23 protein-coding genes are annotated in these 25239 nt (G+C 69.9%); 17 read left to right on the top strand and 6 right to left on the bottom strand.

Annotation, left to right across the window (positions count from 1 at the left end; translation table 11 throughout):
* Positions 1–14 precede the first annotated feature (14 nt).
* On the bottom strand, positions 15–470 hold the full coding sequence (locus ACZ4WS_RS16520) for a nitroreductase/quinone reductase family protein (protein WP_467980964.1): 456 nt from the start codon (positions 468–470) through the stop codon (positions 15–17).
* 221 nt (positions 471–691) lie between these two features.
* Here ACZ4WS_RS16520 and ACZ4WS_RS16515 point away from each other — a divergent pair, with 221 nt between their 5' ends.
* The 3 genes from ACZ4WS_RS16515 to ACZ4WS_RS16505 all read left to right on the top strand — a co-directional run bounded on the left by ACZ4WS_RS16515 (position 692) and on the right by ACZ4WS_RS16505 (position 3654).
* A complete protein-coding gene (locus tag ACZ4WS_RS16515; protein ID WP_467980962.1) occupies positions 692–1423 on the top strand; it encodes a TetR/AcrR family transcriptional regulator in 732 nt (243 codons plus the stop codon).
* Positions 1424–1753: 330 nt separating this feature from the next.
* Entirely contained in the window at positions 1754–2992 is a 1239-nt protein-coding gene (locus ACZ4WS_RS16510) for a sensor histidine kinase (RefSeq protein ID WP_467980960.1), read from the top strand.
* Positions 2989–3654, top strand: coding sequence for a response regulator (locus tag ACZ4WS_RS16505; RefSeq protein WP_369244635.1), 666 nt, complete (start codon positions 2989–2991; stop codon positions 3652–3654). The genes ACZ4WS_RS16510 and ACZ4WS_RS16505 overlap by 4 nt, the downstream gene beginning before the upstream one ends.
* Here the strand turns inward: ACZ4WS_RS16505 and ACZ4WS_RS16500 are convergent.
* Entirely contained in the window at positions 3615–3890 is a 276-nt protein-coding gene (locus ACZ4WS_RS16500) for a DUF6332 family protein (RefSeq protein ID WP_467980958.1), read from the bottom strand. The two genes, ACZ4WS_RS16505 and ACZ4WS_RS16500, sit on opposite strands and share 40 nt — an antisense overlap.
* Positions 3891–3963: 73 nt before the next feature.
* Positions 3964–5445, bottom strand: coding sequence for an MFS transporter (locus ACZ4WS_RS16495; protein ID WP_467980956.1), 1482 nt, complete (start codon positions 5443–5445; stop codon positions 3964–3966).
* An 85-nt stretch (positions 5446–5530) separates the two neighbouring features.
* Here ACZ4WS_RS16495 and ACZ4WS_RS16490 point away from each other — a divergent pair, with 85 nt between their 5' ends.
* A complete protein-coding gene (locus ACZ4WS_RS16490; RefSeq protein WP_467980955.1) occupies positions 5531–5944 on the top strand; it encodes a MarR family winged helix-turn-helix transcriptional regulator in 414 nt (137 codons plus the stop codon).
* A gap of 35 nt (positions 5945–5979) precedes the next feature.
* On the opposite strand, the gene ACZ4WS_RS16485 is transcribed toward ACZ4WS_RS16490, so the two are convergent.
* The 3 genes from ACZ4WS_RS16485 to ACZ4WS_RS16475 form a co-directional block, all read right to left on the bottom strand.
* Entirely contained in the window at positions 5980–6714 is a 735-nt protein-coding gene (locus tag ACZ4WS_RS16485; RefSeq protein ID WP_467980953.1) for a maleylpyruvate isomerase family mycothiol-dependent enzyme, read from the bottom strand.
* Positions 6715–6785: 71 nt separating this feature from the next.
* A complete protein-coding gene (locus ACZ4WS_RS16480) occupies positions 6786–7949 on the bottom strand; it encodes an MFS transporter (RefSeq protein ID WP_467980951.1) in 1164 nt (387 codons plus the stop codon).
* Positions 7950–8372: 423 nt separating this feature from the next.
* A complete protein-coding gene (locus ACZ4WS_RS16475) occupies positions 8373–9335 on the bottom strand; it encodes a hypothetical protein (RefSeq protein WP_467980949.1) in 963 nt (320 codons plus the stop codon).
* 180 nt (positions 9336–9515) lie between these two features.
* Here ACZ4WS_RS16475 and ACZ4WS_RS16470 point away from each other — a divergent pair, with 180 nt between their 5' ends.
* From ACZ4WS_RS16470 to ACZ4WS_RS16410, 13 genes are all read left to right on the top strand, one after another.
* Positions 9516–9902: an amidohydrolase family protein gene (locus ACZ4WS_RS16470; RefSeq protein ID WP_467980947.1), complete on the top strand. Its 387-nt coding sequence runs from the start codon at positions 9516–9518 to the stop codon at positions 9900–9902.
* A 25-nt stretch (positions 9903–9927) separates the two neighbouring features.
* On the top strand, positions 9928–12000 hold the full coding sequence (locus ACZ4WS_RS16465) for a galactose-binding domain-containing protein (protein WP_467980945.1): 2073 nt from the start codon (positions 9928–9930) through the stop codon (positions 11998–12000).
* A gap of 29 nt (positions 12001–12029) precedes the next feature.
* Positions 12030–12638 (top strand): TetR/AcrR family transcriptional regulator, encoded by a 609-nt coding sequence (locus ACZ4WS_RS16460; RefSeq protein WP_467980943.1) that lies wholly within the window; start codon positions 12030–12032, stop codon positions 12636–12638.
* A gap of 415 nt (positions 12639–13053) precedes the next feature.
* Positions 13054–13677: a DUF6230 family protein gene (locus ACZ4WS_RS16455; RefSeq protein ID WP_467980941.1), complete on the top strand. Its 624-nt coding sequence runs from the start codon at positions 13054–13056 to the stop codon at positions 13675–13677.
* A gap of 110 nt (positions 13678–13787) precedes the next feature.
* Positions 13788–14237, top strand: a complete 450-nt coding sequence (locus ACZ4WS_RS16450) for a DUF6114 domain-containing protein (RefSeq protein WP_467980939.1) — start codon at positions 13788–13790, stop codon at positions 14235–14237.
* Positions 14227–14943, top strand: a complete 717-nt coding sequence (locus ACZ4WS_RS16445; protein ID WP_467980937.1) for a hypothetical protein — start codon at positions 14227–14229, stop codon at positions 14941–14943. Before ACZ4WS_RS16450 ends, ACZ4WS_RS16445 begins: the two co-directional genes overlap by 11 nt.
* An 85-nt stretch (positions 14944–15028) precedes the next feature.
* Positions 15029–15253: an RraA family protein gene (locus ACZ4WS_RS16440; protein ID WP_467980936.1), complete on the top strand. Its 225-nt coding sequence runs from the start codon at positions 15029–15031 to the stop codon at positions 15251–15253.
* Between the two features lie 184 nt (positions 15254–15437).
* The gene (locus tag ACZ4WS_RS16435) at positions 15438–16352 is read left to right on the top strand and encodes an expansin EXLX1 family cellulose-binding protein (RefSeq protein ID WP_467980934.1); all 915 of its coding nucleotides are present in this window, start codon (positions 15438–15440) and stop codon (positions 16350–16352) included.
* A gap of 177 nt (positions 16353–16529) precedes the next feature.
* On the top strand, positions 16530–17315 hold the full coding sequence (locus ACZ4WS_RS16430; RefSeq protein WP_467980933.1) for a cyclase family protein: 786 nt from the start codon (positions 16530–16532) through the stop codon (positions 17313–17315).
* Complete coding sequence (locus ACZ4WS_RS16425; protein WP_467980931.1) at positions 17312–18952, top strand: thiamine pyrophosphate-binding protein; 1641 nt, start codon at positions 17312–17314, stop codon at positions 18950–18952. Before ACZ4WS_RS16430 ends, ACZ4WS_RS16425 begins: the two co-directional genes overlap by 4 nt.
* Before the next feature lie 291 nt (positions 18953–19243).
* Complete coding sequence (locus tag ACZ4WS_RS16420) at positions 19244–20203, top strand: LysR family transcriptional regulator (protein ID WP_467980930.1); 960 nt, start codon at positions 19244–19246, stop codon at positions 20201–20203.
* Positions 20204–20339: 136 nt separating this feature from the next.
* Positions 20340–22325: a collagenase gene (locus tag ACZ4WS_RS16415; RefSeq protein WP_467980928.1), complete on the top strand. Its 1986-nt coding sequence runs from the start codon at positions 20340–20342 to the stop codon at positions 22323–22325.
* A 294-nt stretch (positions 22326–22619) separates the two neighbouring features.
* The gene (locus ACZ4WS_RS16410; protein WP_467980927.1) at positions 22620–25130 is read left to right on the top strand and encodes a DUF4132 domain-containing protein; all 2511 of its coding nucleotides are present in this window, start codon (positions 22620–22622) and stop codon (positions 25128–25130) included.
* Positions 25131–25239 lie beyond the last annotated feature (109 nt).

Below are 25239 nucleotides of genomic sequence, written 5' to 3'. Positions count from 1 at the left end.
CAGGGCGGCGGCAGTCAGCTCTTGACCGTGATCCGGAAGACCGGGTGGTCGGTGGCGGCGGCGGTCAGCTCCTCGTCGGTGGACTTGGCCGTGACGCCCTGGAAGTACTGGTTGACCTCCCAGCCCCACTTCTCCAGGTAGCTGCGCAGGATCGGGAGCTTCTCCTCGTCGGGAAGCTCCACCGCGGCGAACTCGCGGACCTTCCGCCCGACGCGCAGCTCGCCGCCGCCCGCGACCCGCATGTTGCGCACCCATTGCGAGTGGCCGCGGGCGGACACCAGGTACTGCGTGCCGTCGTACGTGTGCGGGTTGACGGGGATGCGCTGCATCTGCCCGCTCTTGCGGCCACGCACCGACATCTCGGCCGAGCCCATGAGGCTGATCCCGTGCCGGGCGAGCCAGCCGATGACGCTGTTCAGGCGGACGTTGAGCGGGCTGCCCTTGAGGTAGTACGGCGATGACGACGGCATGGTGACCCCCAGCTATGGAGAGCGCTGCTTCCTTTTGTGAGCACTGCTCTCGCTTGAGAGCAGTCTGCATGAGATCGGTGATCCAAAGCAAGAGCAGTGCTCTCGATTTTGTGCGGCGCTCTTGATTTGGTGCACCGCTCGGGCCAGAGCGCACCGCTCCGGTTTCAGAGCGCCGCTCTCGTTTGTGTGCACTGCTCCGAAAACGTGGGACACTGCCCCGCATGAGTACCGCACGAGGGGCACGGGCCCGAGCCAGGATCGAGGTCACGGCGGCCATCAAGGACGAGGCGCGCAGACAGCTCGCTGCGGAGGGCGCCTCCAAGCTCTCGCTGCGGGCCGTGGCCCGCGAGCTCGGCATGGTCTCCTCCGCGCTGTACCGCTACTTCCCCAGCCGCGACGACCTGTTGACCGCACTCATCATCGACGCGTACGACTCCCTCGGCGAGACCGCGGAGTCGGCGCACGCCGAAGTCGCCGACGCCGGCCCGCGGGAGCGCTGGATCGCCGTGTGCGTGGCGGCCCGCCGCTGGGCGCTGGAGCATCCGCACGAGTACGCGCTCATCTACGGTTCGCCCGTGCCCGGATACACCGCGCCGGAGACGACCATCCCGGCCGCGTCCCGGGTGGGCCTGCTGCTGATCGGCATCGTCCGCGACGCGTATCGGGGCAAGGGCGTGGCCCGCCCGCCGCTGCCCGCCGAACTGAAGGCCGAGGCGCAGCGGATGGCCGCCGATCTTGCGCCCGACCTCCCGCCCGAGGTGGCCGTGGCGCTCGTGGCCGCCTGGGCACAGCTCTACGGGCTGATCGGCTTCGAGCTGTTCGGGCAGTTCAACCGGGTCGTGGAGGACCGCGAGACGTTCTTCCGGCATGCGGTGGACCAACTCGCGCACGGGGTCGGCCTGGTGTTCCCTCAACCCACCGGCGCTGCGGGCAAGGGCTCCGGTAGCAAGTGACCGGGCCGCGCACCGGCCGCGCACCGGTCGCACACCGGTCGCGGTGCGGGCGGCGCATGTCGGAGGGGTCGGCGCGTTCGGCGGGTTCAGCGCTGCGGGCCTTCGCGGCCGTCGTGGTCCGGGCTGCGGAGAGTGTCGTAGTCCTGTACGAAACGGGTCAGGAGGCGGGCGAAGGTTCCGCGCTCATCGTCGAGGCCGCGGTCGCCCTTCGCCCGGCGACCTTCCGAGCAGACGCCGGGGGATCACCGATGCGGTACTCCCCGGGGAGTACGTGTGATCACCTCGCCCGGCGGACGCCGCGGGCGGTCCCTGCCGTCTAGCGTGACCGTCATGGAAGAGCAGCGCACTCCCAGGTCCCCGTCATGGGGTGGTCCACCCCAGAGGTGGCGGCACGGGCCGCCCGGGTGGAGCCGCTGGGACGACGAGGAGCGCCGCGCCCACTGGCCGTGGCGTTCCACGCTGCTGCTGACCGCCTTCGTGCTCGGCGGCTCCAATTTCGCGGCCCACGCTCAGGAGGGCGACCGGGTTTCCCTGGACTTCTTCGCGCGGGCGCTGCTGCTCGTGGGCTGCGGCATGCTCCTGTGGAGGCAGCGGCAGCCGGTGCTCGTCGCCTTCGGCACGGCCGCGGTCACCCTGGTCTATCTGGGCGCCGGATATCCGTACGGGCCGATCTTCTTGACCGTTGCCCTGGGCTGCTTCAGCGCTGTCGTCGCCGGACACCGCAGAGCCGCCTGGACGGCCGTCGGCATGCTCTGGGCCGGGCATGTGCTGGTGGCGCACTGGCTCTACCGCTGGCTGCCGCCGTCGGGGGACCGGCCTGAATCATGGGGGCAGGAGATCGCCATCGCCACCTGGATCGTGGCGATGGTGGCGGTTTCGGAACTGGTCCGGGTACGCCGTGAGCAGTGGGCCCGCGATCGCGCGGAGCGCGCGCAGGCTGCCAGGAGGCGCGCCGACGAGGAGCGGCTGCGGATCGCCCGAGAGCTGCACGACGTCCTGGCGCACAGCATCTCGGTGATCAACGTTCAGGCGGGCGTCGGCCTCGCGCTCCTCGACTCCGATCCGGAACAGGCGCGCACGGCGCTCACCACCATCAAGGCGGCGAGCAAGGAGGCGCTCGGTGAGGTCCGGCAGGTGCTCGACACGTTGCGTGCGCCGGGGGACGCGCCTCGCACGCCGGCGCCCGGACTCGACCGGCTCCCCGAACTCGTCGAACAGGCGGCGGGCGCGGGCCTGACGGTCGAGATCGAGGGCGAGGCACCGAAGCTTCCGCCCGGCACCGACCTCGCCGCGTTCCGCATCGTCCAGGAGGCGCTCACCAATGTCGTACGGCACTCGGGATCGCGGCACGCGCGCGTGCGGCTCGATCACGCGGAGGGTGCGCTGCGGCTGCGTATCGACGACGACGGGCCCGCGACCGGCGCGGACGCGGGCGGCAGCGGCAACGGGCTCGCCGGAATGCGGGAGCGGGCCGTGGCCCTGGGTGGCACGATCGAGGCGGGCCCGCGCGACGACGGAGGCTTCCGTGTGCTGGCCGTAGTGCCGCTGAACGTCAAGGAGGACCGGTGATCCGCGTACTGCTCGCCGACGACCAGTCGCTGGTCCGGGCAGGCTTCAAGGCGCTGCTCGACGCGCAGCCGGACATCGAGGTGGCCGGTGAGGCGGCGGACGGCGAGGAGGCGGTGCGCAAGGTGCGCGAACTGCGCCCCGACGTCGTCCTGATGGACATCCGCATGCCCCTGCTCGACGGCCTCGCCGCGACCCGTCGCGTCACCGACGACGCGGACCTGAAGGACGTCAAGGTGGTCATGCTCACCACCTTCGAGCTGGACGAGTACGTCTTCGAGGCAATCCGCTCCGGAGCCTCCGGTTTCCTGGTCAAGGACACCGAGCCGGAGGAACTCCTGCGCGCGGTAAGGGCGGTGGTCGAGGGTGACGCCCTGCTCTCGCCGGGGGTGACCCGCCGGCTGATCTCCGAGTTCGCGGCCCGTTCCAAGGAGCCCGCGGCCGCCGCCTCCCTCGCCGAACTCACCGAGCGGGAACGGGAGGTGATGGCCCTGGTCGGTATCGGTCTGTCCAACGACGAGATCGCCCGCCGTCTGGTGGTCAGCCCGCTCACGGCGAAGACCCACGTCAGCCGCACGATGGTCAAACTGGGCGCCCGCGACCGGGCCCAACTGGTCGTGCTGGCCTATGAGTCGGGGCTGGTGCGGCCGGGCTGGCTGGGCTGACGGGCGCGCCGGAAGCGCACCAGCACCGTCACGACGACCACGACGAAGACGACCACGGTGAGCGGGAGGGCGACCGCGTTGAGCCGGGTCTGCCGCTCGCTCAGTGATCCGACGAACTCGGGCGCCACTTCGGTCACGGCGAAGTACGACGCGCCCGCCGGCACCGTGGCGGCGAACAGCGCGTAGCCGATCTCGACGGTCATCGCGTCGCGCTCGGCCTGCGTGCGCTTCCCCATGCGTCGAGTGTCACGGCAGCGCGTCCGGCGGGCAAGGAACTGCCCGCCGGACGCACCGAGTTGGAGAGGCGGATCAGTCGCGGACCGCCACCCGCGCCTCTTGCGTCACTTCCTGCGCGGACCGGGCGATCAGGATGCTCTCCTGTGGACGCCGCGTCCGCAGCCCGGGCAGCGTGATGAGCAGACCCGCGAGGGCGATGCCCGTCACCACGATCAGGCCGGGCCGGTAGCTGTCGAGCACGGCCTGCGGCGACGAACCCTCGGAGGAGTTCGCGGTCACGACCGCCGTCACGATGGCCAGGAAGATCGCGCCGCCGACCTGGACCGAGGTGTTGAGCAGACCGGAGACCATGCCCTGCTCGTGGTCGTCCACACCGTTGGTGGCCTGGATGTTGAGCGAGGGGAAGACCAGCGCGCAGGCCGCGCCGATCAGCAGCATGGTCGGCAGAATGACCGCCGCGTACACCGGGTCGAGGTCGACGCGCAGGAAGAGCGCGTACCCGACGACCATCAGGGCGAAGCCCACCGCGATGAGCCGCGGGGTGCCGAACCGGTCGACGATCGACCCCACCTTGGTGGAGGACAGCGCGACCAGCGCGCCGGCCGGCAGGAAGGCGAGCGCGGTGTGCAGCGCCGACCAGCCCAGCAGCGACTGCATGTACAGCGTCACCAGGAACTGGAATCCGACGTACGAGCCGAAGAACGCCATCGCGCCGAGCTGGGCCCGGATCTGGTTGCCGGAGCGCAGCACCCCGAGCCGGATCAGCGGGCTCGGGCTGCGCCGCTCGACGGTCACGAAGACGGCGAGAAGTACGGCGACGGCGAGGAAGGAGAGCAGCGTGCGGGCCGAGCCCCAGCCCACCTCGGGCGCCTGCACGACGGTGAAGACGAGCAGCAGCATCGAGGCGGTGCCGAGGATGGCGCCCGGGATGTCGTAGCCGCGGTGGTCCTTCTCGCGCTCACTGCGCGGGATGAGCTTCAGCCCGGCCAGCAGGGCGATGACCGCGATCGGCGCGGGCAGCAGCATGGTCAGACGCCAGCTGGCCTCGGTGAGCAGGCCGGACAGGACGAGGCCCATGGAGAAGCCGGTGGCCGCGCAGGTGGTGTAGATCGAGAGCGCGCGGTTGCGCAGCGGGCCCTCGGCGAAGGTCGTGGTGATGATCGACAGGCCCGCGGGCGCGGTGAATGCCGCGCTCAGGCCCTTGATGAAGCGGCTGGCGATGAGCAGCGGGCCGGAGTCGACGAGTCCGCCGAGCAGTGAGGCGAGCGCGAAGACGCCCAGGGCCACCAGGAAGACCTGGCGGCGGCCCAGCAGGTCGGCGGTGCGTCCGCCGAGGAGGAGCAGTCCGCCGTATCCCAGGATGTAGCCGCTGACGATCCATTGGAGCGTCGAGGTGGAGAGATCGAGTTCGGAACCGATGGACGGCAGGGCGACGCCGACCATCGACACGTCCAGCGCGTCCAGGAACATCGCGGCGCAGAGCACCAGCAGGGTGCCCCACAGTCGAGGGGTCCAGCGTCCCTGGGACGCGGGGGTGGTGAGCGGAGAGGTCATGACGTAGACACTACATGCGCATGCATTCAATGCAAGTGCATTTAATTCCGATGCAACAAAGAAAATTCTTTGCTACGGTGCGCCCATGGCGGCGAAGAAGGCCGAGCAGGTGCTCGTGGATCAGTGGCGCGACATCCTCGCGGTGCATGCGCGCACCCTGTGCGAGCTCGACCGCGAGCTGCATCGACACGGCCTGGGCGCCAGCGACTTCGAGGTGCTGGACGTACTGGCCGAGGGCACCGCGTCGGGTGGCGGCGCCGCCTTCCGCGTCCAGGAGATCTCCGAGCGCGTCCACCTGAGTCAGAGCGCCCTGTCCCGGCTGATCGGCCGCCTGGAGAAGGACGGTCTCGTGACGCGCGGCATGTGCGAGGAGGACCGGCGGGGCGTGCGTGTGTGCCTCACGCCGAAGGGACGCGAGCTGCACGGCGAGGTGCTGCCGGTGCAGCGTGCGGTGCTGACGCGAATGCTGGCGGGCGGCCCGGCCTCCGCCTGCGAGTGACGGCTCCGGGCGATCCCTCACCTCTGTGGTCAACTTCAGGTGACGCCGGACTTCTCCCGCCACAGCGCGGCCAGCGAGGCGTCGCCCGTCACGCTCGGGAACGGCAGCCTGTTCCACAGCGCCAGGTAGAGCCGCGCGGCGGGTCCGGCCAGTTCGCAGTCCGCTTCTCCTGGTCCGCCTCGTGCGCCGGCCGGTGAATCCGCCGACAGCCGTACGGTCCACACCGCGTCCGGGGAATCCGTGGCCCGCACGCGCAGGACGCGCGGCTCCTGTGTCCGCAGCCTGCTCTTCGGGCGACCGTGGAACCCGAGCAGCAACTCGTCGATCCCGTCCACCGCGAAGTCCGTGGCCGGCGCGGTCGGTTCCCCGCCGAGCGCGGACTCCGCGTCGACTCGGTGCACGGTCGTCTCGTGCGCCTGCCGCCGGGCCCAGAAGGCGAGCGGCGAGGGTGCGGGCAGGAAACTCCAGCACTCCACATCGGGCGGAGCGGCGCTGAGCGTGTCGACGAGCCGGCCGTGGCCCTCCTGGAACCAGGCCAGCAACTCGTCACCGTCGAGGTCCGGCAGGCCGCCGTCGGGGTGGTACGAGGTGTACCCCTCGGCGACGAACGCGGTGGCCCACCGGTGCACCATCCCCGTGTGCCGCACCAGATCCCGTACCTGCCAGCCGGGGCACGTCGCCACCTTGGCGTCGGACCCGGCCTCCTCGGCGGCCGCTGCCAGCAACCGGCCCTCCCGGCCCAGGGTTTCCACGAACTCCGAAATCTCCATGCGGCGAGTGTGCCGGATGGACTGCGGTCGAGGGTAAGGCGTGGGGGGCGGCGCGTTGCGGGAGTGGAGCGTCAGCTCAGGGCCGCGCGGCGGGTCGCGGCGCCGATGAGGGCGGCCACCGCCGCGAGCGCCGCCACGCTGGTGAGGGCCGCGGGCAGGGAGAACCAGTCCGCCATGAAACCGATCGAGGGCGGGCCGAGGAGCATGCCGCCGTAGCCGAGCGTGGACGCGATCGCGACTCCGCTGGGGCCGGCCAGGGCGCCGGCGCGTTCGACGGCGACCGGGAAGATGTTGGCGAGCCCGAGTCCCGTGACGCCGAAGCCCAGCAGGGCCGCCCACAGCGAGGGGGCGAGCGAGCCGAGCAGCATTCCGGCGGTGGCCAGGGTGCCGCCCGCCACCAGTGTCCGGGTCCGCCCGAGCCGTTCCAGCAGGGTCGTCCCGCCGGCCCGGCCGATCGTCATGGCCAGGGCGAAGCACGAGTAGCCCGCGGCCGCGACGCCAGGGTGCGCGTCCAGGTCCTGCTCCAGGTGCAGCGCACCCCAGTCGGCCAGGGCGCCCTCGCCGTACGCCGTGCAGAGGGCGATCAGACCGAAGACGGTGACCAGTCCCCGGGTGCGGGCGTCGAGCCGGCGCGGGGCGTCATCCTCGCAGTGCGGACGATCCGGTGCCTTTGCGGGTTCGTGGCGCAGCAGGGTGCGTCCCGCGAGTGCGGTCACCAGCAGGCCGATCACGGCGAGGCCGAGCAGATGGCGGGCGGGCGACAGGGATCCCGCGACCAGTCCGCCGAGCCCCGCGCCGATCATGCCGCCGAGGCTGAACGCGGCGTGGAAGCTGGGCATGATCGGCCGCCGAAGCGCGGCCACCAGATCGACGGCGGCGCTGTTGAACGCCACATTGATCCCGCCGTATGCCGCTCCAAAGATCAACAGGAATGCGCCCAGGGCCGGCACGGAGTGTGTCAGCGGCGGGAGCGCCACGCTCAGCGAGAGCAGGACGCCGCAGACGACGGTCACCGGGTGGTTGCCGAAGCGGCGGCACAGCCGACCGGTGAGCGTCATCGTGATCACCGCCCCGGCGGAGACGCAGAGGAGGGCGAGTCCCAGTTCGCTGGCCGAGGCGCCGGTCTGTTCCTTGATGGCGGGGATGCGGACGACCCAGCCGGCGAAGACGAAGCCGTCGAGGGCGAAGAAGGCGGTGAGGGCGATGCGGAGTCGGGTGAGGTCGTTGCCCGGCACGGCGTTGTGCGTTCGGACTTTGTTTATTAGCGGCACAAAGTCAGGCTAGGTCGGTGATGGAGGTCAGGGCAAGAGAGAAGACTGGCTGGAGCGGTGAAGAGTGGCTGCAAGTCCCTGTCGAAACGGCTCGTTGCCCCGTCTGCCGCTGGCTGAAAGCGGTTGCCCGGCAGCCGTTGTCGACAGGAGTTGAGCTCGCGGACCAGAGCTCCCGAGAGCGTGAGCCCCAGACGACGCCGCAGCAATGCCGGCGACGGCTGAAAGAGCGGATCAGGAGCGGCGAACCCTCTCGAGGTCAGTGGGTCGCCGAGTGGCGTCCGGGTCGACACGGCGGCACCGCCGCACCGCCCGACAAGCCGTCGCGCTCCGCTCCGCACATGGTCGGGTCCAGGACGCCGACGAGCGCGGGTGACGGAAGGCCGGTCCTCATGACCGGTCCTCGAGGACATCGTGGGCTTTACGGGCCGCGTCGCGGTTCCAGCGGCGCTGTTCCGCGAGCTTCGTTCCGTTCTTGGCGATGAGCTGGTTCTGGATGCGTACGTCGATGGCGTGCACCGTGCGGACGTAGCCCGTCTGTCGCTTGCAGCGGGCGTCGGCGGTCGCGGTCTTCTTCTCGAGGTCGGACGGCACGGCGGGGTCGTGCTGCCGCCCGGTCAGCTCTTCCTCAAGCTCCTGACGGTTGCGGTCGCTGCCGATCGCGGCGTCCTTGGGGGTGGCGTAGTGGTAGCCCGCTTTCCGCATGCATGCCGACCACGCCTTGTCCGCCTTCTTCCAGGCGGGGTCCCGCATGCCCTGTTGGAGGCTCTTGGTCTCCAGGTCCAGGACCGGATCCTTCCGGTCCTGCCGGTTCGTCCCGTAGATCGTGCGATCTGCCTCGCCTAGACAGCCGCGTTCCGGGATGCGGTGGCCGTGGACAGTTTTCGGATCGTCCCCGACGAACTCGCCGGTGAGCGCGAGGTATTGGGGGAGGGACCACTTCTTCTCCGGGTAGCGGCGCTGATACTCGGCCTGCGCCGCGTCATAGCCGTACCGCGCGGCCTGCTCGGGGTCCTGGATGCCGTAGCGGAAGTCGTCCGAGGCGTACAGGACGGCCGTCAGCACGCCCGTGCCGGAGGGGCGTTGGGGCCAGGCGGGTACGGGGTCGGTGGCGAGGTTCTTCAGGCTGTCGAACCCGAGGCGGGCCATGCACTCCTTGGCGAGCGTCCACCGGGCCATGCCAACCGTACGGCCGTCGTTTTCGGGCATGTCGTACGCGTCCAGCGGCAGGAACCTCGGGTCGTCCGACGAGGTGGGCCCCGCGTGGGACGTGGGCGCGTCGGCCTGGTGCCCGCACGCTGTGAGGGCGAGTGCTGAGGCGAGGACCAGTAAGTGGGGGGCGGCTCTGCGCATCGAGCCAGCTCATCAGGATCCGGGAAACCCGACTGTGATGGAGGCCATAGTTCCGGGTCACAGCCGCGTCACGTCAGGCTCCCATCACCGAGGCGCGCGCCGACGGGTCTGGCCCGCCGCCCGGTCTGCCCTCTCCGGCTCGGTTGGGGGGCGGGCGGCGCTGATGACGATCTACGGGGAATGCCCGGCGTACCTTCCTTGCCGCGACCATCGCCGCACCGGGGCGGCCTGTCCCCGGCACAGGCCCTGCGTACGGTGACCGTCCCGCCCGCCTGCGCCTTCGGCGTCGACCTTGGCGCTGTCGAGGAAGACCGGCTCGCCGACCTGACCGTCGTCGACGGCGATCCGCTGATGCGAGGGGACGGCTGCTGTGACGGCCAAGGAGTCCAGGTTTCCCGACCCGGGCCAAATGCTCCGGCCGAGGGGACGGGCGTCACGGGGCCATCAGGTCAATCGTCCGGGACTCTTGACTCGGAATGTGTCAGCCGTGATCCTCGTCGCATAACTTGCACCGGTCATGACAATTCGGAGGGGCTGTCTTCGGACCCCCGCCGGTCAGCTCGTTGACCGCGTCATCCCCGCCGACCGAGGGATGTGGGTAGTGGCCGTGGATCGATGCTCGTACCACAGGCGCAAGGACGTCACACTTGTGTCGCTGCTCCTCCTCGTGCTGGCCATGGCCCTCGGCCCCACGCCGAGTTCGGCCGCCGGTAACGACTGGTGGACCCCGACCGCACGCCCCACCCCGGACTCCCAGATCAACGTCACCGGTGAGCCGTTCACGGGCACCAACGCCGAAGGAGAGGTGCGCGGCTTCGTCGACGCCCACGACCACCTCTTTGCCAACGAGGCCTTCGGCGGGCGACTCATCTGCGGCAAGACATTCTCCGAGGCCGGGATCGCCGACGCGCTCAAGGACTGTCCCGAGCACTACCCCGATGGTTCGCTCGCGGTCTTCGACTTCATCACCAAGGGCGGTGACGGCCGACACGACCCGGTCGGCTGGCCCACGTTCAAGGACTGGCCCGCGCACGACTCGCTGACCCACCAGCAGAACTACTACGCCTGGGTGGAACGGGCCTGGCGCGGCGGCCAGCGGGTGCTCGTCAACGACCTCGTCACCAACGGTGTGATCTGCTCGGTGTACTTCTTCAAGGACCGCAGCTGCGACGAGATGACGTCGATCCGACTGCAGGCGAAGCTGACGTACGACCTGCAGGCCTACGTCGACAAGATGTACGGCGGTACGGGCAAGGGATGGTTCCGGATCGTCACTGACAGCGCGCAGGCCCGCGAGGTCATCAAGCAGGGCAAACTGGCGGTCATCCTGGGCGTCGAGACCTCCGAGCCGTTCGGCTGCAAGCAGGTCCTGGACATTGCGCAGTGCAGCAAGGCCGACATCGACGCAGGGCTGGACGAGCTGTACGCGCTGGGCGTGCGCAGCATGTTCCTGTGCCACAAGTTCGACAACGCCCTGTGCGGGGTCCGCTTCGACGAGGGTGCGCTCGGAACGGCCATCAACGTCGGGCAGTTCCTGTCGACCGGCACTTTCTGGAAGACGGAGAAGTGCACGGGCCCGCAGCACGACAACCCCATCAACGGAGCCTCCGCGTCCGAGGCCGAGGAGAAACTCCCGACGGGCGTGGAGGTCCCCGCGTACGACAGCGACGCCCAGTGCAACACCCGCGGTCTCACCGACCTCGGTGAGTACGCCGTGCGCGGCATGATGAAACGCAAGATGATGCTGGAGATCGACCATATGAGCGTCAAGGCCGTCGGCCGCGCGCTCGACATCTTCGAGGCCGAGTCGTATCCCGGCGTGATTTCCTCGCACAGCTGGATGGATCTGAACTGGACCGAGCGGGTCTACGGCCTCGGCGGCTTCGTCGCCCAGTACATGCACGGCTCCGAGGCGTTCAGCGCGGAGGCCAAGCGTACGGACGCGCTGCGGGACAAGTACGACGTCGGTTACGGCTACGGCACGGACATGAACGGCGTCGGCGGCTGGCCGGCACCACGCGGCGCGGACGCCGTCAACAAGGTCACGTACCCCTTCCGCAGCGTCGACGGCGGCTCCGTCATCGACAGGCAGACCACCGGCGAGCGCACCTGGGACCTGAACACCGACGGAGCCGCGCACTACGGCCTCGTGCCGGACTGGATCGAGGACATCCGGCTCGTCGGCGGACAGGACGTGGTGAACGACCTCTTCCGGGGCGCCGAGTCCTACCTCGACACGTGGGGCGCGGCCGAGAAGCACCAGGCCGGAGTCAACCTCGCCAAGGGCGCGGCGGCCACGGCCAGTTCGGCGGAGTGGAACCCGTTCACGAGCTACGCACCCGGCCGGGCCGTGGACGGCACACGGGACACCCGCTGGGCCAGCGACTGGAGCGACGACCAGTGGCTGCGCATCGACCTTGGCTCCACGCACCTGGTCGGGCGCGTCACGCTCGACTGGGAGCGTGCGTACGGGGAGTCGTACCGCATCGAACTCTCCACCGACGGAGTGAACTGGCAGACCGCCTGGTCCACGACGTCCGGCGACGGCGGCCTGGACACGACCCGGTTCACCGGTGCACCGGCCCGATACGTCCGTATCCACGGACTGGAACGCGGCACCAGTTGGGGATACTCGCTCTACGAAGTGGGCGTCCACAGCAGCTGAGTTGCGGCACGAGCACGAAGGACACGCGGATGGCACGGATGCCGTTGGCCGAACGGCGCCGGCAGCTGACGGAAGCGGCGATCAGGGCGATGGCCCGGGACGGCGTCGCCAAGACGACGACCCGGTCCATCGCCGCCGAGGCGAGCGTGTCCCTGAGCGTCTTCCACTACTGCTTCGATTCCAAGCATGCCCTGGTCGAGTCCGTCATCATGACCCTCACCGAACACTCCGTGACAGTGGTGAAGGACGCACTACGACCCAGGGCCACGCTCGAGGAGACGGTCCGGGCCGGATTCCAGGCGTACTGGGGCCACGTCCGCGCCCACCCCGACGAGCACATGCTCACCTACGAACTGACGCAATACGCCCTGCGCCAGCCGGGGTTCGAGCATCTGGCCCGACGGCAGTACGAGCTGTACAGCGACGCGTACGCCGCTCTGATCGACCAGTTGACCCGGAGCATGAACCTCCAACTCCGTGTGCTCGTCCCGGTGCTGGCCCGCTATCTGGCTGCCATGACCGACGGTCTGACCCTCAACTACCTCGTGCTCGGTGACGAGTCCGCCTGGACCGAAATCCTCGACACGCTCATCGCCCACATCGCCGGCCTGGTGCACGACGACGCGCACCGGGCTTAGCCCACGCCTCCTCGACGCGGACCAGCACTCACCAAGCCGTGGTTGTCGAGCTGGTTGTGACGGGAGGGGTAGAGCAGGGTGCGGCTGCGGCTGGGTGGTCGTCATGGGTCATCGTCCGGTGCAGCTACGCCGCCGGGACGGCCCGGCACCCTCGCTCGTCGCAGCTCCTTGGCCTGTGAGGCCAGGGACGTTGCATCTCTGCGAGGTCCAAGTGTCAGTGCCCCGCAGACATCGACCTCATCACTGCACCGCGTGTCATCCGGATGCCGCAGCGGAAACCGCATCACCCATCTGGCCGACCTGACATGCCGACGGCTGCCGCACCGGGAAGCCTAGGATCCGCCACTAGAGAAAGGGACGTCGCCTACCCCTGTCTTGGCATCGGCGGGCCCACCTCATGACCGGAGGAGACGGGATGCTGCACCGCGCCAGCAGGACCTCCTGGAAGCGCTTTGCCGCCGTTCTCGTCCCGAGTGTCATGGCCGCCGCGGCCCTCGGCATCGGCATGGCGCAAGGAGCACTGGCCGCGTCGTTCTTCATCTCCGGCCAGAAGTTCCAGGTGGCCCTGGCCACTCTGGACGTCCGTGGTCTGAGCATCTACGGCATGGTGGACGTGACCAGGAAGGGCGCCCTCGTGCCGGTCGCGGTCACCGGGGCCAGCCGTGCGGAGATCAGCGGGCTGTGCCAGTCCGTGGTGGTCCCGATCCCGGTCCTGGGCCCGTACACGCTGAGGGTCACCGGCGGTGAACGGAGCCGGGTCGAGGCGAAGAACTTGTTCCTCGACGCGACATCCTTGTCGAGCAGCCAGGCGAATTTCGACGACCTCGACATCGGTGTGGCGGCGGGAGCGGTCAGCAAGGGCCCGATCAGTCGGGAGGACAGGAACTCCCGGTTCTTCGATCCCAACGGCTTTGCTCAGCAGGCGGATTCGGCCTCCCTGAGCGACGTGCGCTTCACTACGGTCGCAGTCTCGGCCGCCACGTTCAACGTTCCGGACCTCGATGTGCGGCTCAAGCAAGGCCGCCACGAGTGCTTCTGACCCGTCGGCGTGGAGCACGCACCCTCCGTGCCCGCTCGCGGCACACTCCCGCCCGTCGCACATCATGGAAAGCCCACGTGTTTCTCGAACTATTCGGCAGACGCCGGAACTTGCGTGTCGCTGCCGCCGACGCCCGACGGGGATTCAGGACCTGGCGGGACGAACGTCCCTTCTGGGCGGGACTGTTCACCTTCGCGGCGGGCTTGCCCATCATCTACTTTCCGTACGCGCACTTGAACTTCGGCGCCATCCCACTGGCACTGTCGACCTCCGCCGGCGCGGGGTCGCTGATCATCGGGGTTCTACTCGTGGTCCTGGGCATCTCCCTCTGGTTCCACCAGCAGGTGCGCGTGTTCGCAGGGATCACGGTCATTCTGCTTGCCCTCATCTCGTTTCCCGTCGCCAATTTCGGGGGCCTGTTCATCGGGTTGATTTCCGGCCTGATCGGCGGATCCCTCGCCTGTGCCTGGGTTCCTTCGACGGGCGCCGCCGGGTCGCAGCCCGCAGCGAACCGTGCATCAACGACCGTCCCCGCGGGTGAGGACCACGGTGGCAAGTGACGACCTGACCGGTCATGCAGCAAGCGGGCCGGAGTCCGAGCCCTGCCATCTGGGCAGTGCGGTGAAGAGCCGCTCGGCCGGCCAGCTGCTGCGGCCCCTCGCCTGCGCGCTGGCAGTGGCCGTCCTGTCCTTGGTCCTACAGCTCGCCACACCAGCGGCCTCGAAGGCGTTGCTCGCCCCTGGCGGCATCCGCACCTCCAAGGCACCAGCAGGTGCCGGCACACCGGTCGACCGGCTGCCGGCCCGCCCGGCGAACGTCCCCTGGGTGCTGCGCGCCGACAGACTCGTGCTCCACGGCAGTGCCTTCCGCGGCGTGGTCACCGTCCGGACCGCGGACGGGTCCAAGCGGGTGCTGAAGTTCACCGCACGGTCGATGGACTTCGGCGACCTCGACCTGACGGCGGGCCGCGGCCGCGCGGCGATGCGTCTGCGGGCCAAGCCCGCGACCACATCTACGGTCAAGGGCAAGGACGTGGTGACGCTGTACACCCAGAAGCTGTCCGGAACGCTCGTCGGACTGGGCGGCGCTCCGCTCCCGGCGGACCGCAGCGTCACCGTCACGCCCGACGCGCTGCCCCCGTGGCTCTCCCACCCCGCTGTTCCCACCCGCACAGTCACCTTCGAGAACGTGACCGTTTCACAGGTCACCCAGTTCAGCGGCGACATGTCCATCACCGGACCGGCCCTCAGCGCCGCGGCCGGGTGACCAGCGCAAATCCGCTGCCTGCGGAACACGGAAGCATGGCGGGACGAAGCTCAGCACGTACGACAAGTACGAGGCACACGGCCGCGTGGGACGTTGTGCTGCCGGACCACGGCGCCGTCCGCGACGTCGAGGCGCTGTCCAAGATCAACCTCGGCATCAGGGCCATCGGATCAAACCCCCGCAAGAGCCGCAAGAGCCGCAAGGAGGCACCGGCGACAAGGATGTCGAAGTCTCGTTCGGCGAGGTGACCTTCACGCCTGGCTGCCACGTCTACAGCGACGCCGACGGCATCCTCACCACCCGTGAGTAGGCGCCCCTTTTCTGTGTCTGGAAGAAGCCCGGCTTCTTCGGCGAGTGGCTCACCGGGAGGTTCTTCGGACCGCGCTGGGCCACAAGTGCGCCCCGAGATCAGGCTTGCCGTCGTGCCCCCGGGTCTGGAACGATCGCTGCGCCCGTCACTCGCAGCAACGGGTGGTGGCCGTCAAGGAGGTCCGATGTACAGGCGGTGGCTGTTCATATCGGCGGCCGCGGCGCTCGTGGTCGCCTCCTTGGTCGTGGTGCTCCTCCCCGACCATGAGGCCGACGCCAGGCACGCCGCGGCCACGCCCGTCGTCGGCACCTTGGCGAGCGTCACGCCCGCGACGGGGTCTCCGACCTCCTCCGGTAGTGCGACCACCGCGTCGGCGAAGCCGTCAGCCAAGAACACTTCGCGGACGCCGTCCGCCGACGCGAGCGCCGCGTCGGCGAAGCCGTCAGCGACGGGCACCCCGCAAGCGGTGTCCGCCGGCGCACCGTTGTCGGGACGCATACGGCCCGCCGTCACCTACGAAGGAGTCGCCACCTTCTACGACTCGGACGGCGGAGGCGCCTGCCTGTACGACCCGAGCGGTGATGTCATGACCGGAGCGATGAACTCCACCGATTACGAGTCGGCCAAGGCCTGCGGCGCGTATGTGTCCGTCCGCGCGGCCAACGGAGCCTCCATCACGGTCCGCATCACCAACGAATGCCCAGGAGAGTGCTCACCCGGGCAGATCGACCTCAGCGCAGAGGCCTTCGCCGAACTCGCGAACCCCTCGCTCGGCCGGATCCCGATCACGTGGAAGCTGGTGAGCCCCAGCACTCCCGGCACGATGTCGATCCGGTACAAGACCGGGTCCACCCGTTATTGGTGCGGCATCCAGGTAATAGGTCACCGGAATCCAGTGGCCCGGCTGGAGGTCCGTGCCGGCAGCGGCTGGCGTCAGCTGCCCCGCACCGACTACAACTACTTCATCTCCGACGACGGCACCGGATGCGGCGGCGCGATCAGGATCACCGACATCTTCGGAGAACGACTCACAGTCGACGGGATCGCGATCCGGCCGAACGTCGTGCAGCCGACCCGGGTCCAGTTCGCCAAGCACTGACCCCGTATTCCGCCCCCAACGGGAACACAGTACGAGCAGGGGTGGCTGCGTATTCACGACCGGCCCCGGTGTTGCCTGGCGGCCACACGCGTGGTGAGGCGCGTCGGCTCGTTCATCTGAGCCACCGTCACATCGGGCTGGCATGCTGTCAGTTCCGCGCTGTCTCAGGAGGCCCTCATGTCCGAGCCGTCCGTCCTCGCTTCGCTGGTGTCCGGGTTGCGGGGCGGGTCGATCGAAGTCGTCGACCTCACGTCGCCGTTGTCGTCGTCGACACCGGTGATCCAGCTGCCGCCGGAGTTCGGCCAGACGGCGGTGTTCGAACTGGAGGAGATCAGCAGGTATGACGAACAGGGGCCGGCCTGGTACTGGAACAACTTCCGCAGTGGCGAGCACACGGGGACCCACTTCGACGCCCCGAACCACTGGGTGACCGGGAAGGACCTCTCCGACGTGGCGTCGGTGCCGGCGCGTCGGCTGATCGCACCGGCCGCCGTGCTGGACTTCACCGCCGAGGCGCGCGAGAACCCGGACTTCCTCGTAGAGGTGGATCACGTGCGGGCCTGGGAAGCTGAGAACGGGCCGTTGCCCGACGGCGGATGGCTGTTGCTGCGCACCGGCTGGGACGCCCGCGCGCACTCTCAGGAGGCGTTCCTCAACGCGGACGAGAACGGCCCGCACACCCCTGGCCTGTCGCCGGAATGCGCCCGTTGGGTGGCTCAGGAGTCGCCGGTGATCGGCCTCGGAGTCGAGACGGTGGGCACCGACGCAGGACGTGCGCACGCTTTCGACCCGGCCTTCCCGTGTCACTCCTATCTCATGGGCAGTGACAAGTACGGGCTGACCCAGTTGCAGAACCTGGAGCTGCTGCCGCCGACCGGCTGCGTCGTCATCGCCGGACCGTTGCCCATCGTCACGGGGTCGGGGGCTCCCGCGCGGGTGCTCGCGCTCGTGGAGAGCTCGTGAAAGTCGCGGAGGCCGTCGGGCGGGCGCTGTCCGCGGCCGGGGTCGGCCATGTCTTCGGCGTGGTCGGATCGGGCAACTTCCATCTCACCAATGCCATGGTCGCGCAGGGCTCTCGGTTCGTCGCCGCACGCCATGAAGGCGGCGCGGCGACGATGGCCGACGCCTACAGCCGGATGAGCGGCACAGTGGCCGCGCTGAGCGTTCATCAGGGACCCGGCCTGACGAACGCCATGACCGGCATCGCCGAGGCGGCCAAGAGCCGTACACCGCTGCTCGTGCTGGCAGCCGAGGTGACCGAGCCGAGATCCAACTTCTACGTCGACCAAGAGGCGTTGGCGCGATCGGTGGGCGCGGTCACGGCGCGCGTGACGTCGCCGGAGGGCGCCGTCACGCAGGCCTGCGACGCGCTACGACGTGCTGTGCACGAGCGACGTACCGTGCTGCTCAACCTCCCGCTGGACGTACAGGCCCTCGATGCACCCGACGGCGCACCCGCCCTGGCCGTGGCGCCGCCCGAACGGACCGCGATCGAGCCGGCGTCGGCCGACGTGGGGGCGCTGGCACAGGCGCTGGAGAAGTCCCGGCGCCCGGTCTTCGTGGCCGGCCGGGGCGCGCGCTCGCCCGGTTCCCGGGAGGCCTTGGCGGCGCTGGCCGAACGCCACGGCGCGCTGCTGGCGACGTCGGCCGTCGCCCGCGGCCTGTTCCACGGCAATCCGTGGACGCTCGACGTGTCCGGAGGCTTCGCGTCACCCCTGGCGGCCGAGCTGATCCAGGGGGCGGACCTGATCGTGGGGTGGGGCTGCGCGCTGAACATGTGGACCATGCGCCACGGCCGGCTGATCGGTCCGGACACCACCGTGGTACAGGTCGACGACGACGCCTCGGCGCTGGGTGCGCATCGGGAAGTGGACCTCGGGGTCACCGGTGACGTGGAGTTGACGGCGCGGCGTGCGCTCGCGAGGGCCGGCGGGCGGCGGAACGGCTATCGGACCGCCGATGTCGGGGCGGCTCTCCCCGCACGCGTGCGGTGGCGGGATGTGCCGTACGAAGACACGAGCAGCCGCGAGCGGATCGACCCGCGAACGCTGAGCATCGCGCTGGACGGCATTCTCCCCATGGAGCGGGTGATCGGCGTGGACTCCGGCAACTTCATGGGCTACCCGAGCATGTACCTGTCGGTGCCGGACGAGAACGGCCTGTGCTTCACCCAGGCGTTCCAGTCGATCGGCCTGGGGCTGGCGACCGCGATCGGTGCGGCACTGGCGCAGCCCGACCGGCTTCCGGTGGCCGCGCTCGGGGACGGCGGCGCGATGATGGGCGCCGCGGAACTCGACACGGTACGCCGGCTCGGGCTGCCGATGGTGGTCGTCGTGTACAACGACGACGCCTACGGAGCCGAGGTGCACCACTTCGGGCCCGACGGATATCCGCTCGGGACAGTCGAGTTCCCGCCGACGGACGTCGCCGCCGTGGCGCGCGGATACGGCTTCGAGGCGGTGACCGTGCGCACGCGGGCGGATCTGAACGCCGTCGAGGACTGGGTCGCCGGGCCACGATCCGCGCCTTTGCTCATCGACGCGAAGGTGGTCAGAGACCGGGGGGCCTGGTGGCTTGAGGAGGCGTTCCGCGGACACTGAGCGCTGGACGGGCGACGGTGAGGGAGCGGGCTGCCACGGCGCCATGCCGGTGTTGATGGCGCCGTGGGCGATCATGGTCGCGATCACCGCTTTCTCGGCCTTGGTGTTGCGACGGACGCGATGGGCGCGGTCGGCCGCGCCGTGGCGGACATGTGCCTTGTGCCTGCGACGACGCGATGGAACGCTTCCTGTCCGCCGGCCGCGACCACGGACCGGCATCGGCTCAGTAGGGGCCCACGCCGGCGATGACGTCGTGGGGCCGGCCGGGTGGACGGATGGGGGAGTGGACGGATGGAGCTGGAGCTTCGGCATCTGCGCGTCCTGTGCGCGATCGCCGACGCGGGGAGCGTGGGCCGGGCCGCGTCGGACCTGGGCTACTCGCAGCCGGCCATGAGCACCCAACTCCGGCGGATCGAACGTTACTTCGGCGAGTCGCTGTTCGAGCGCGGGCCGGCGGGGGTGAGGCTGACACCGTACGGCATCGAGGTCGTCGCTCAGGCGCGAGATGTCCTGTCCCGTACCGCCGCGATCGGGTGCCGTCCGGCCGGCGAAGCCGCGAGAACCCGTCGGACCTTGCGCGTGGCGGCGACCAATTCCCCGGTGCTGTCGGGCATGGTCTCCCGGGTCCGGGCCAGGCTGCCGGATGTCCCGCTTGCGGTGAGCAGTGTGTACGCCTCCTCGCGGATCGTGGAACTCCTGGAGGAGGGCGCGGTGGACGCGGCGGTCGCCGCGGACTACCCCGGAATGGAGCTGAGGCATTCCGACGCGGTGACGCACCGCGGGATCGTCACCGAGCCCACGTTCGTGGCCCTGCCGTCCCGCCATCGCCTCAGACACCGCGCTCAGGTCTCGCTCGCCGATCTGGCCGAGGACGCGTGGTTCCTGACACCGGACGACGGAGCCGGCTGGCCGCGAGTCTTCTACACCGCCTGTGAAGCGGCCGGTTTCTCGCCGGTTGCCGTGCACGAATTCCTCGGCGACCAGCTGCAGTTGCAGAGCATGATCGGCGACGGCCTCGGTGTGTCCGTCGTACAGGCGACGTTGCGACCGATCCCGGACGTGGTGATCAAGCCGCTGATCGGTACGCCACTGTGGTGCCGTTACGTGCTGGCCTGGCGGCGCGATGCGGTTGCCGGGGAAGTGGCGGAGACGCTGTTCCACTCCGCCACCTCCGCGTACCGCGAACTCGTCGGCCAGTCACCGCACTTGAGGACGTGGGCCGCGCGCACCTGGAGCGTGACCGGGGCGTAGGGCGGCTCCTGGTGTTATGGCTCGCCGATGCAATGTGCTATGTCACACGCCATTGTTGGGTCGGGCCGGTGTTGAGAAGGTGCCACACACGCCTCAACACCCGTATCGAGGCGCATCCATCCGTGGAGGAGTCCAGATGCGCTACCGCTTCGCGCTGCCCAGACGCATGGCCGGCGTCCTCGCCGTCTGCGTCACCTTCGCCGGCCTGCTGTCGACGCCGGCGCTCGCGGCACCCCCCGCTGGGGACGGCACCACCCCGGTGACCGCGTCCCGGAAGGCGACGCCACCCCCGCCGCCGACCGGCTCGACCGTCGGCGCCACCGACCGTCCCGCCCGACAGGGCCGACCGCTCACCGCGGCCCAGCTGCCTCCTCTGGCGCCGACGCCCTCCCGGGCCCGTCCGAGCGCGGGAACCGGTACGAAGACCACACCGAAGGCCGCCTCCTGCGCTCCGGCCGACTTCGCCGGCAGGACCGGTTCCGCACTCGTCGCGTTCGTCAAAGCCTCGACCACGGACTGCGTCAACACCCTGTTCGCCGTCACCGGTACCGACGCCCGCGACATCTTCCGCGAGTCCCAGATGGTCACTATGGCGAAGGCCTTCACGCGAGAGGCGCAACGCTATCGAGGCGACAACTCGTCCCAGGTGTGGCAGCTCGTCCTGTTCCTGCGTGCCGGCTACTACGTGCAGTTCAACAACCCGGCCGACGTCGGCCCCTACGGCGCGACCCTGTCCGGGGCCACCACACGCGGCCTGGACGCCTTCTTCGCCAACCGGCACTCCGGGGATGTCACCGCGGCGAACGGTGACGTGCTGGGGGAGGTCGTCATCCTCACCGACAGCGCCGACCAGCAGGCCCGCTATCTGAAGGTCTACCGGCGGGTGCTCAACGGATACGACAGCTCCTACGACGCCGTCGGCAGCATGCTCGCGGCCGTCAACGACGTCTACACCCCGCTGTGGCGCGGCAACTGGAACACGGACTATGTCAACGCGGTCGCCGCCGACCCGGGCGTCGTCCGGACCCTCCACACGTTCGCGCTCAAGCACCTGGATCTGCTCGGGACCGACCGCGCCTACCTGAACTCCAACGCCGGGATGAATCTCGCCCGCTACGTCGAACACACCGCGCTGCAGGCGACGGTCCGGCCTCTGGCCAAGGACCTGTTGAACGCGTCGGAGATCACCGGCCCCAAGGCCGGGCTGTGGATCGCGGTGGCGACGCAGGCCGGCTACTACGACGGCCCCAACTGCTCGTACTACGACGTCTGCGACCTGACCGGCCGGCTGACCAGGGCGGCCCTGCCGATCACCCACACCTGCGACGCGAACCACACCGTCCGGGCCCAGGCGCTCACCTCCGCCGAACTCGACGCGGTTTGCGCCAACCTGCTGGGTCAGGACCCGTACTTCGACAGTCTCGTCACGGACGACGGCCCCATACCCGGCCAGTACGTGTCGACCCTCCAACTCGTCGTCTTCGCCAGCCGCGCGGACTACCAGACCTACGCCGGGGCGATCTTCGGCGTCAGTACGGACAACGGCGGCATCACGCTGACAGGAGACCCGTCCGACCCCGCCAACCAACCGCTGGCGATCATGTACCAGAAGAACGTCGATGACGGCTTCACGGCCCGGATCTGGAACCTCAACCACGAGTACACGCACTTCCTCGACGCCCGCGACGACATGAAGGGCGACTTCGCCCAGCAGACGTCGGTGCCGGACGTCTGGTGGATCGAGGGCCTGGCCGAATACGTCTCCTACGGCTACCGCGGCATCACCGACGAACAGGCGGTCACGGAGGCGGGCAAGCACACCTACCGACTGAGCACGCTGTTCCAGAACACCTATGCCAACAGCGACGTGACCCGCACCTACCCATGGGGCTACCTCGCGGTCCGCTACATGTTCGAGCAACACCCGACGGACATCCACCGCATGCTCGCCCGTTTCCGCGTCGGCGACTACACGGGCGGATACGCCGTCTACGGCTCCGATATCGCCACCCGCTACGACGCCGACTTCGACCAGTGGCTCACGGCGTGCGCAGCCGGCGCCTGCGCCACACCCGGCCGAGCCGGACTCCGCGCGGCGCCGGGGCACACCTGGACCCCGTAGTCGGTGCACCGCCGCCCAGGGGAGCGGCCCGGGGGGGGGGGGGGGGGGGGGGGGGGAGAGAGAAGGGGGGAGGGAGGGGGGGGGTGCTCAACCACCCGCCCCCCCACCTAGCCCCCCCCCCCCCCCCCCACACCCCCCCCCCCCCCCCCCCCCCCCCCCCCCCCCCCCCCCCCCCCCCCCCCCCGGCTTCCGGAACCTCCGCACCGCCGGTAGTCGGGCCCCGGATCACATGAACCGACGCGAGGATCCAGCGGGTTGATCGCATTGTCAGTCCCCTCTGCCATGATCCCGCCCATGCTCTACGACGCCCTGGTGGCCGAATCCCGTAGGAACGACTCGCTCGACGACGTGAGGTCTGCCGCGCTCGGCCGCGTCCGCTGGCTCGTCGACCTCCTGGAACGTCAGCGGACGGATTCCCGGTGGGGCGACGTCAGGTGGCTGGAGCCCGGCGGGCACGAGCGGTTCGCGGCGGCGTGTGCGGCGACCCAGACCGAGATCGACATGCGGCTCGCGGCCTGCGCGGACGAGGAGTGCAGGGCCGCGGTCCTGTGCCTCCTGCTGGCAGCCCGCTTCGAGGACACCGGCTTCTGGCAGTACGACAGCCAGATAGGGACTTTGATCTCGCGGGTGCGCGGCTGGACTTCGGACGAGGTCGCCGTGATGCTGCTTCGCGCCACCGAGTACGACATGAGCCACTGGTTTGCCGAATCGCTCAGGATGGTGCTGAACGCGGCCGAGTGCCTCGACGCCGACGGCCGCCGCGCGGTCGCGCCCTGGCTGCGGCACGCCCACGCGGAGCTCATGAACACCGATGTCGCGGCGCGCCGGCGCGGGCCGCTCGCCCAACGCCTCCGTACGCTGCTCGAAAGCGTGGACGAGGCTCACATCCCCGAGGGACTGATCCCCTCGTACGCCCCTTGGGCCGCCCCACTGCGCGACCGCGTCAACACGACGCCGACGCCGGAGCTGGCCGGCTTCGTCCGGCACCTGGCAAGCCTGTCGGGGCCGCGTCCCACGCAGCGGTGGCGGCGGACATGCCGCGCGCTCGCGGACGCGGCGGCGGTGGGCGACCTCGCGGTCGAGATCCTGCGGGGGCTGACCGAGGGGGATCCGCTGTGCAGCAGCGGACAGGGTCCGCACACCGGCTGGATGGGCGATTACCACTACCACTACGTCGTTCATCAGAGCGACGGCGACCTGGCGCGCGGCGTCGTCTGGGCGGCCGCGCTCACCGGCAGCCCGGCCGCGGTGCCGTACCTCGACGCGCTCGCCCTGCGGGCCGGCGGCCCCGGATCCGACGTGATCGAGGACCTCAAGCTCGCGGGCGCGACGATCAACGCGCTGGCCGAGATCGACGATCCGGCCGCCCTGGAGTCTCTGTGGCGGCTGCAGTCCCGGATCAAGCACCGGGCTCTGCGCAAGCAGCTCGACACCGCTCTGGTGACGGCCGCCGACCGGCAGGGCATCACGGCGGGGCAGCTCGTCGAGCGCAGCGTGCCGGACCACGGCCTGGCGCCGGACGGCTCGCTGGAACTGGAGTTGGGCGGATACCGGGTACGGGTGGCGATCGAGGAAGCGGCGACCGTGCGGCTCACCTTCACCGGCCCCGACGGGGGGACGTCCCGCACTGCTCCGGCGGAGGTGAAGGACGGACACCCGGACGAGTTCAAGGAGTTGAAGGCCCTGGCCAAGGAGGTGCGGAGCACGCTGTCGGGCGAGCGGGCCCGCGTCGAGGCGCTGATGTCGGCCGGGCGCGAGTGGCCGTGCGACGAGTGGTGCCGCTACTACCGCGACCATCCGGTCACGGGGGTTCTCGTCCGCGGCCTGATCTGGGAGTTCCAGGACGCGGACAGCCAGTGGCGCACGGTGGCACCGATGGCCGATCCGCCTGGTCGGCCCGAGCGCGTCCGGTTGTGGCATCCGATCCGGGCGTCGAGGGACGACATCAGGGCGTGGCGGGAGCGGCTCGTCGCCGAGCGGCTGCGGCAGCCGTTCAAACAGGCCTTCCGGGAGGTCTACCTGCTCACCCCGGCGGAGGAGGAGACCGGCGTCTACTCCAACCGGTTCGCCGCCCACATCGTCCACTACCGGCAGCTCTACGCGCTGTTCAAGGAACGCGGCTGGCAGGCCAATTTCCTCGGCCGGCACGACGGCGGTTACGACGGGAAGGCGCGGGCCGAGTTCGGCGACGGCACGTGGCGGGCCTGCTTCCACCACGAGCCCGCCGCGGATGACGACGGCGGCTACGAGCCCGAGCATGCCGCGACGGACCAGGTCCGCTTCGAGCGGCGGGACGGCCGGCGCTGGCGGGAGGTTCCGCTGGCGGAGGTGCCCCCGCCGGTGTTCAGCGAGGCGATGAGGGACGTCGATCTGTTCGTGGGCGTGACCTCGATCGCCGCCGATCCCGACTGGGCCGACCGGGGCGAGGACCGCTATGCCGTGTACTGGCGGACGTCCACGTTCGGTGCGCTGCCGGCGAGCGCCGAGGTCCGCCGCGAGGCGCTGGAACGGATCCTGCCGCGCCTGAAGATCGCCGGCCGGTGCTCGCTCGACGGCCGCTTCCTGGTCGTCCGCGGGGACCTGGGCACGTACAAGATCCATCTGGGTTCGGCCAACATCCTGATGGAGCCGGACGATTCCTACCTGTGCATCGTCCCGTCGCGTGGCAAGGGTGACGGCAAGGTGTTCCTGCCGTTCGAGGACGACCGGCTCTCGCTGATTCTCAGCAAGGCGTTCCTGCTTGCCGCCGACACCGAGATCACCGACGAGTCCATCCTCAGGCAGATCAAGCGAGGTGCCCGATAGCCACCAGGACGTTCTGGGACGCGACGGCGACGGCGACGGACGATGGCGGCCCCTTCGCCCCGCTCACCGACGAGTTACTGCGGGGTCTGGAAGCGGCGCCTGCGGGCGC

This window comes from Streptomyces sp. NPDC029292 (assembly GCF_055569295.1).
Note: the sequence above shows the minus strand (reverse complement) of the source record. Positions and strands in the feature narration are given on the sequence as shown.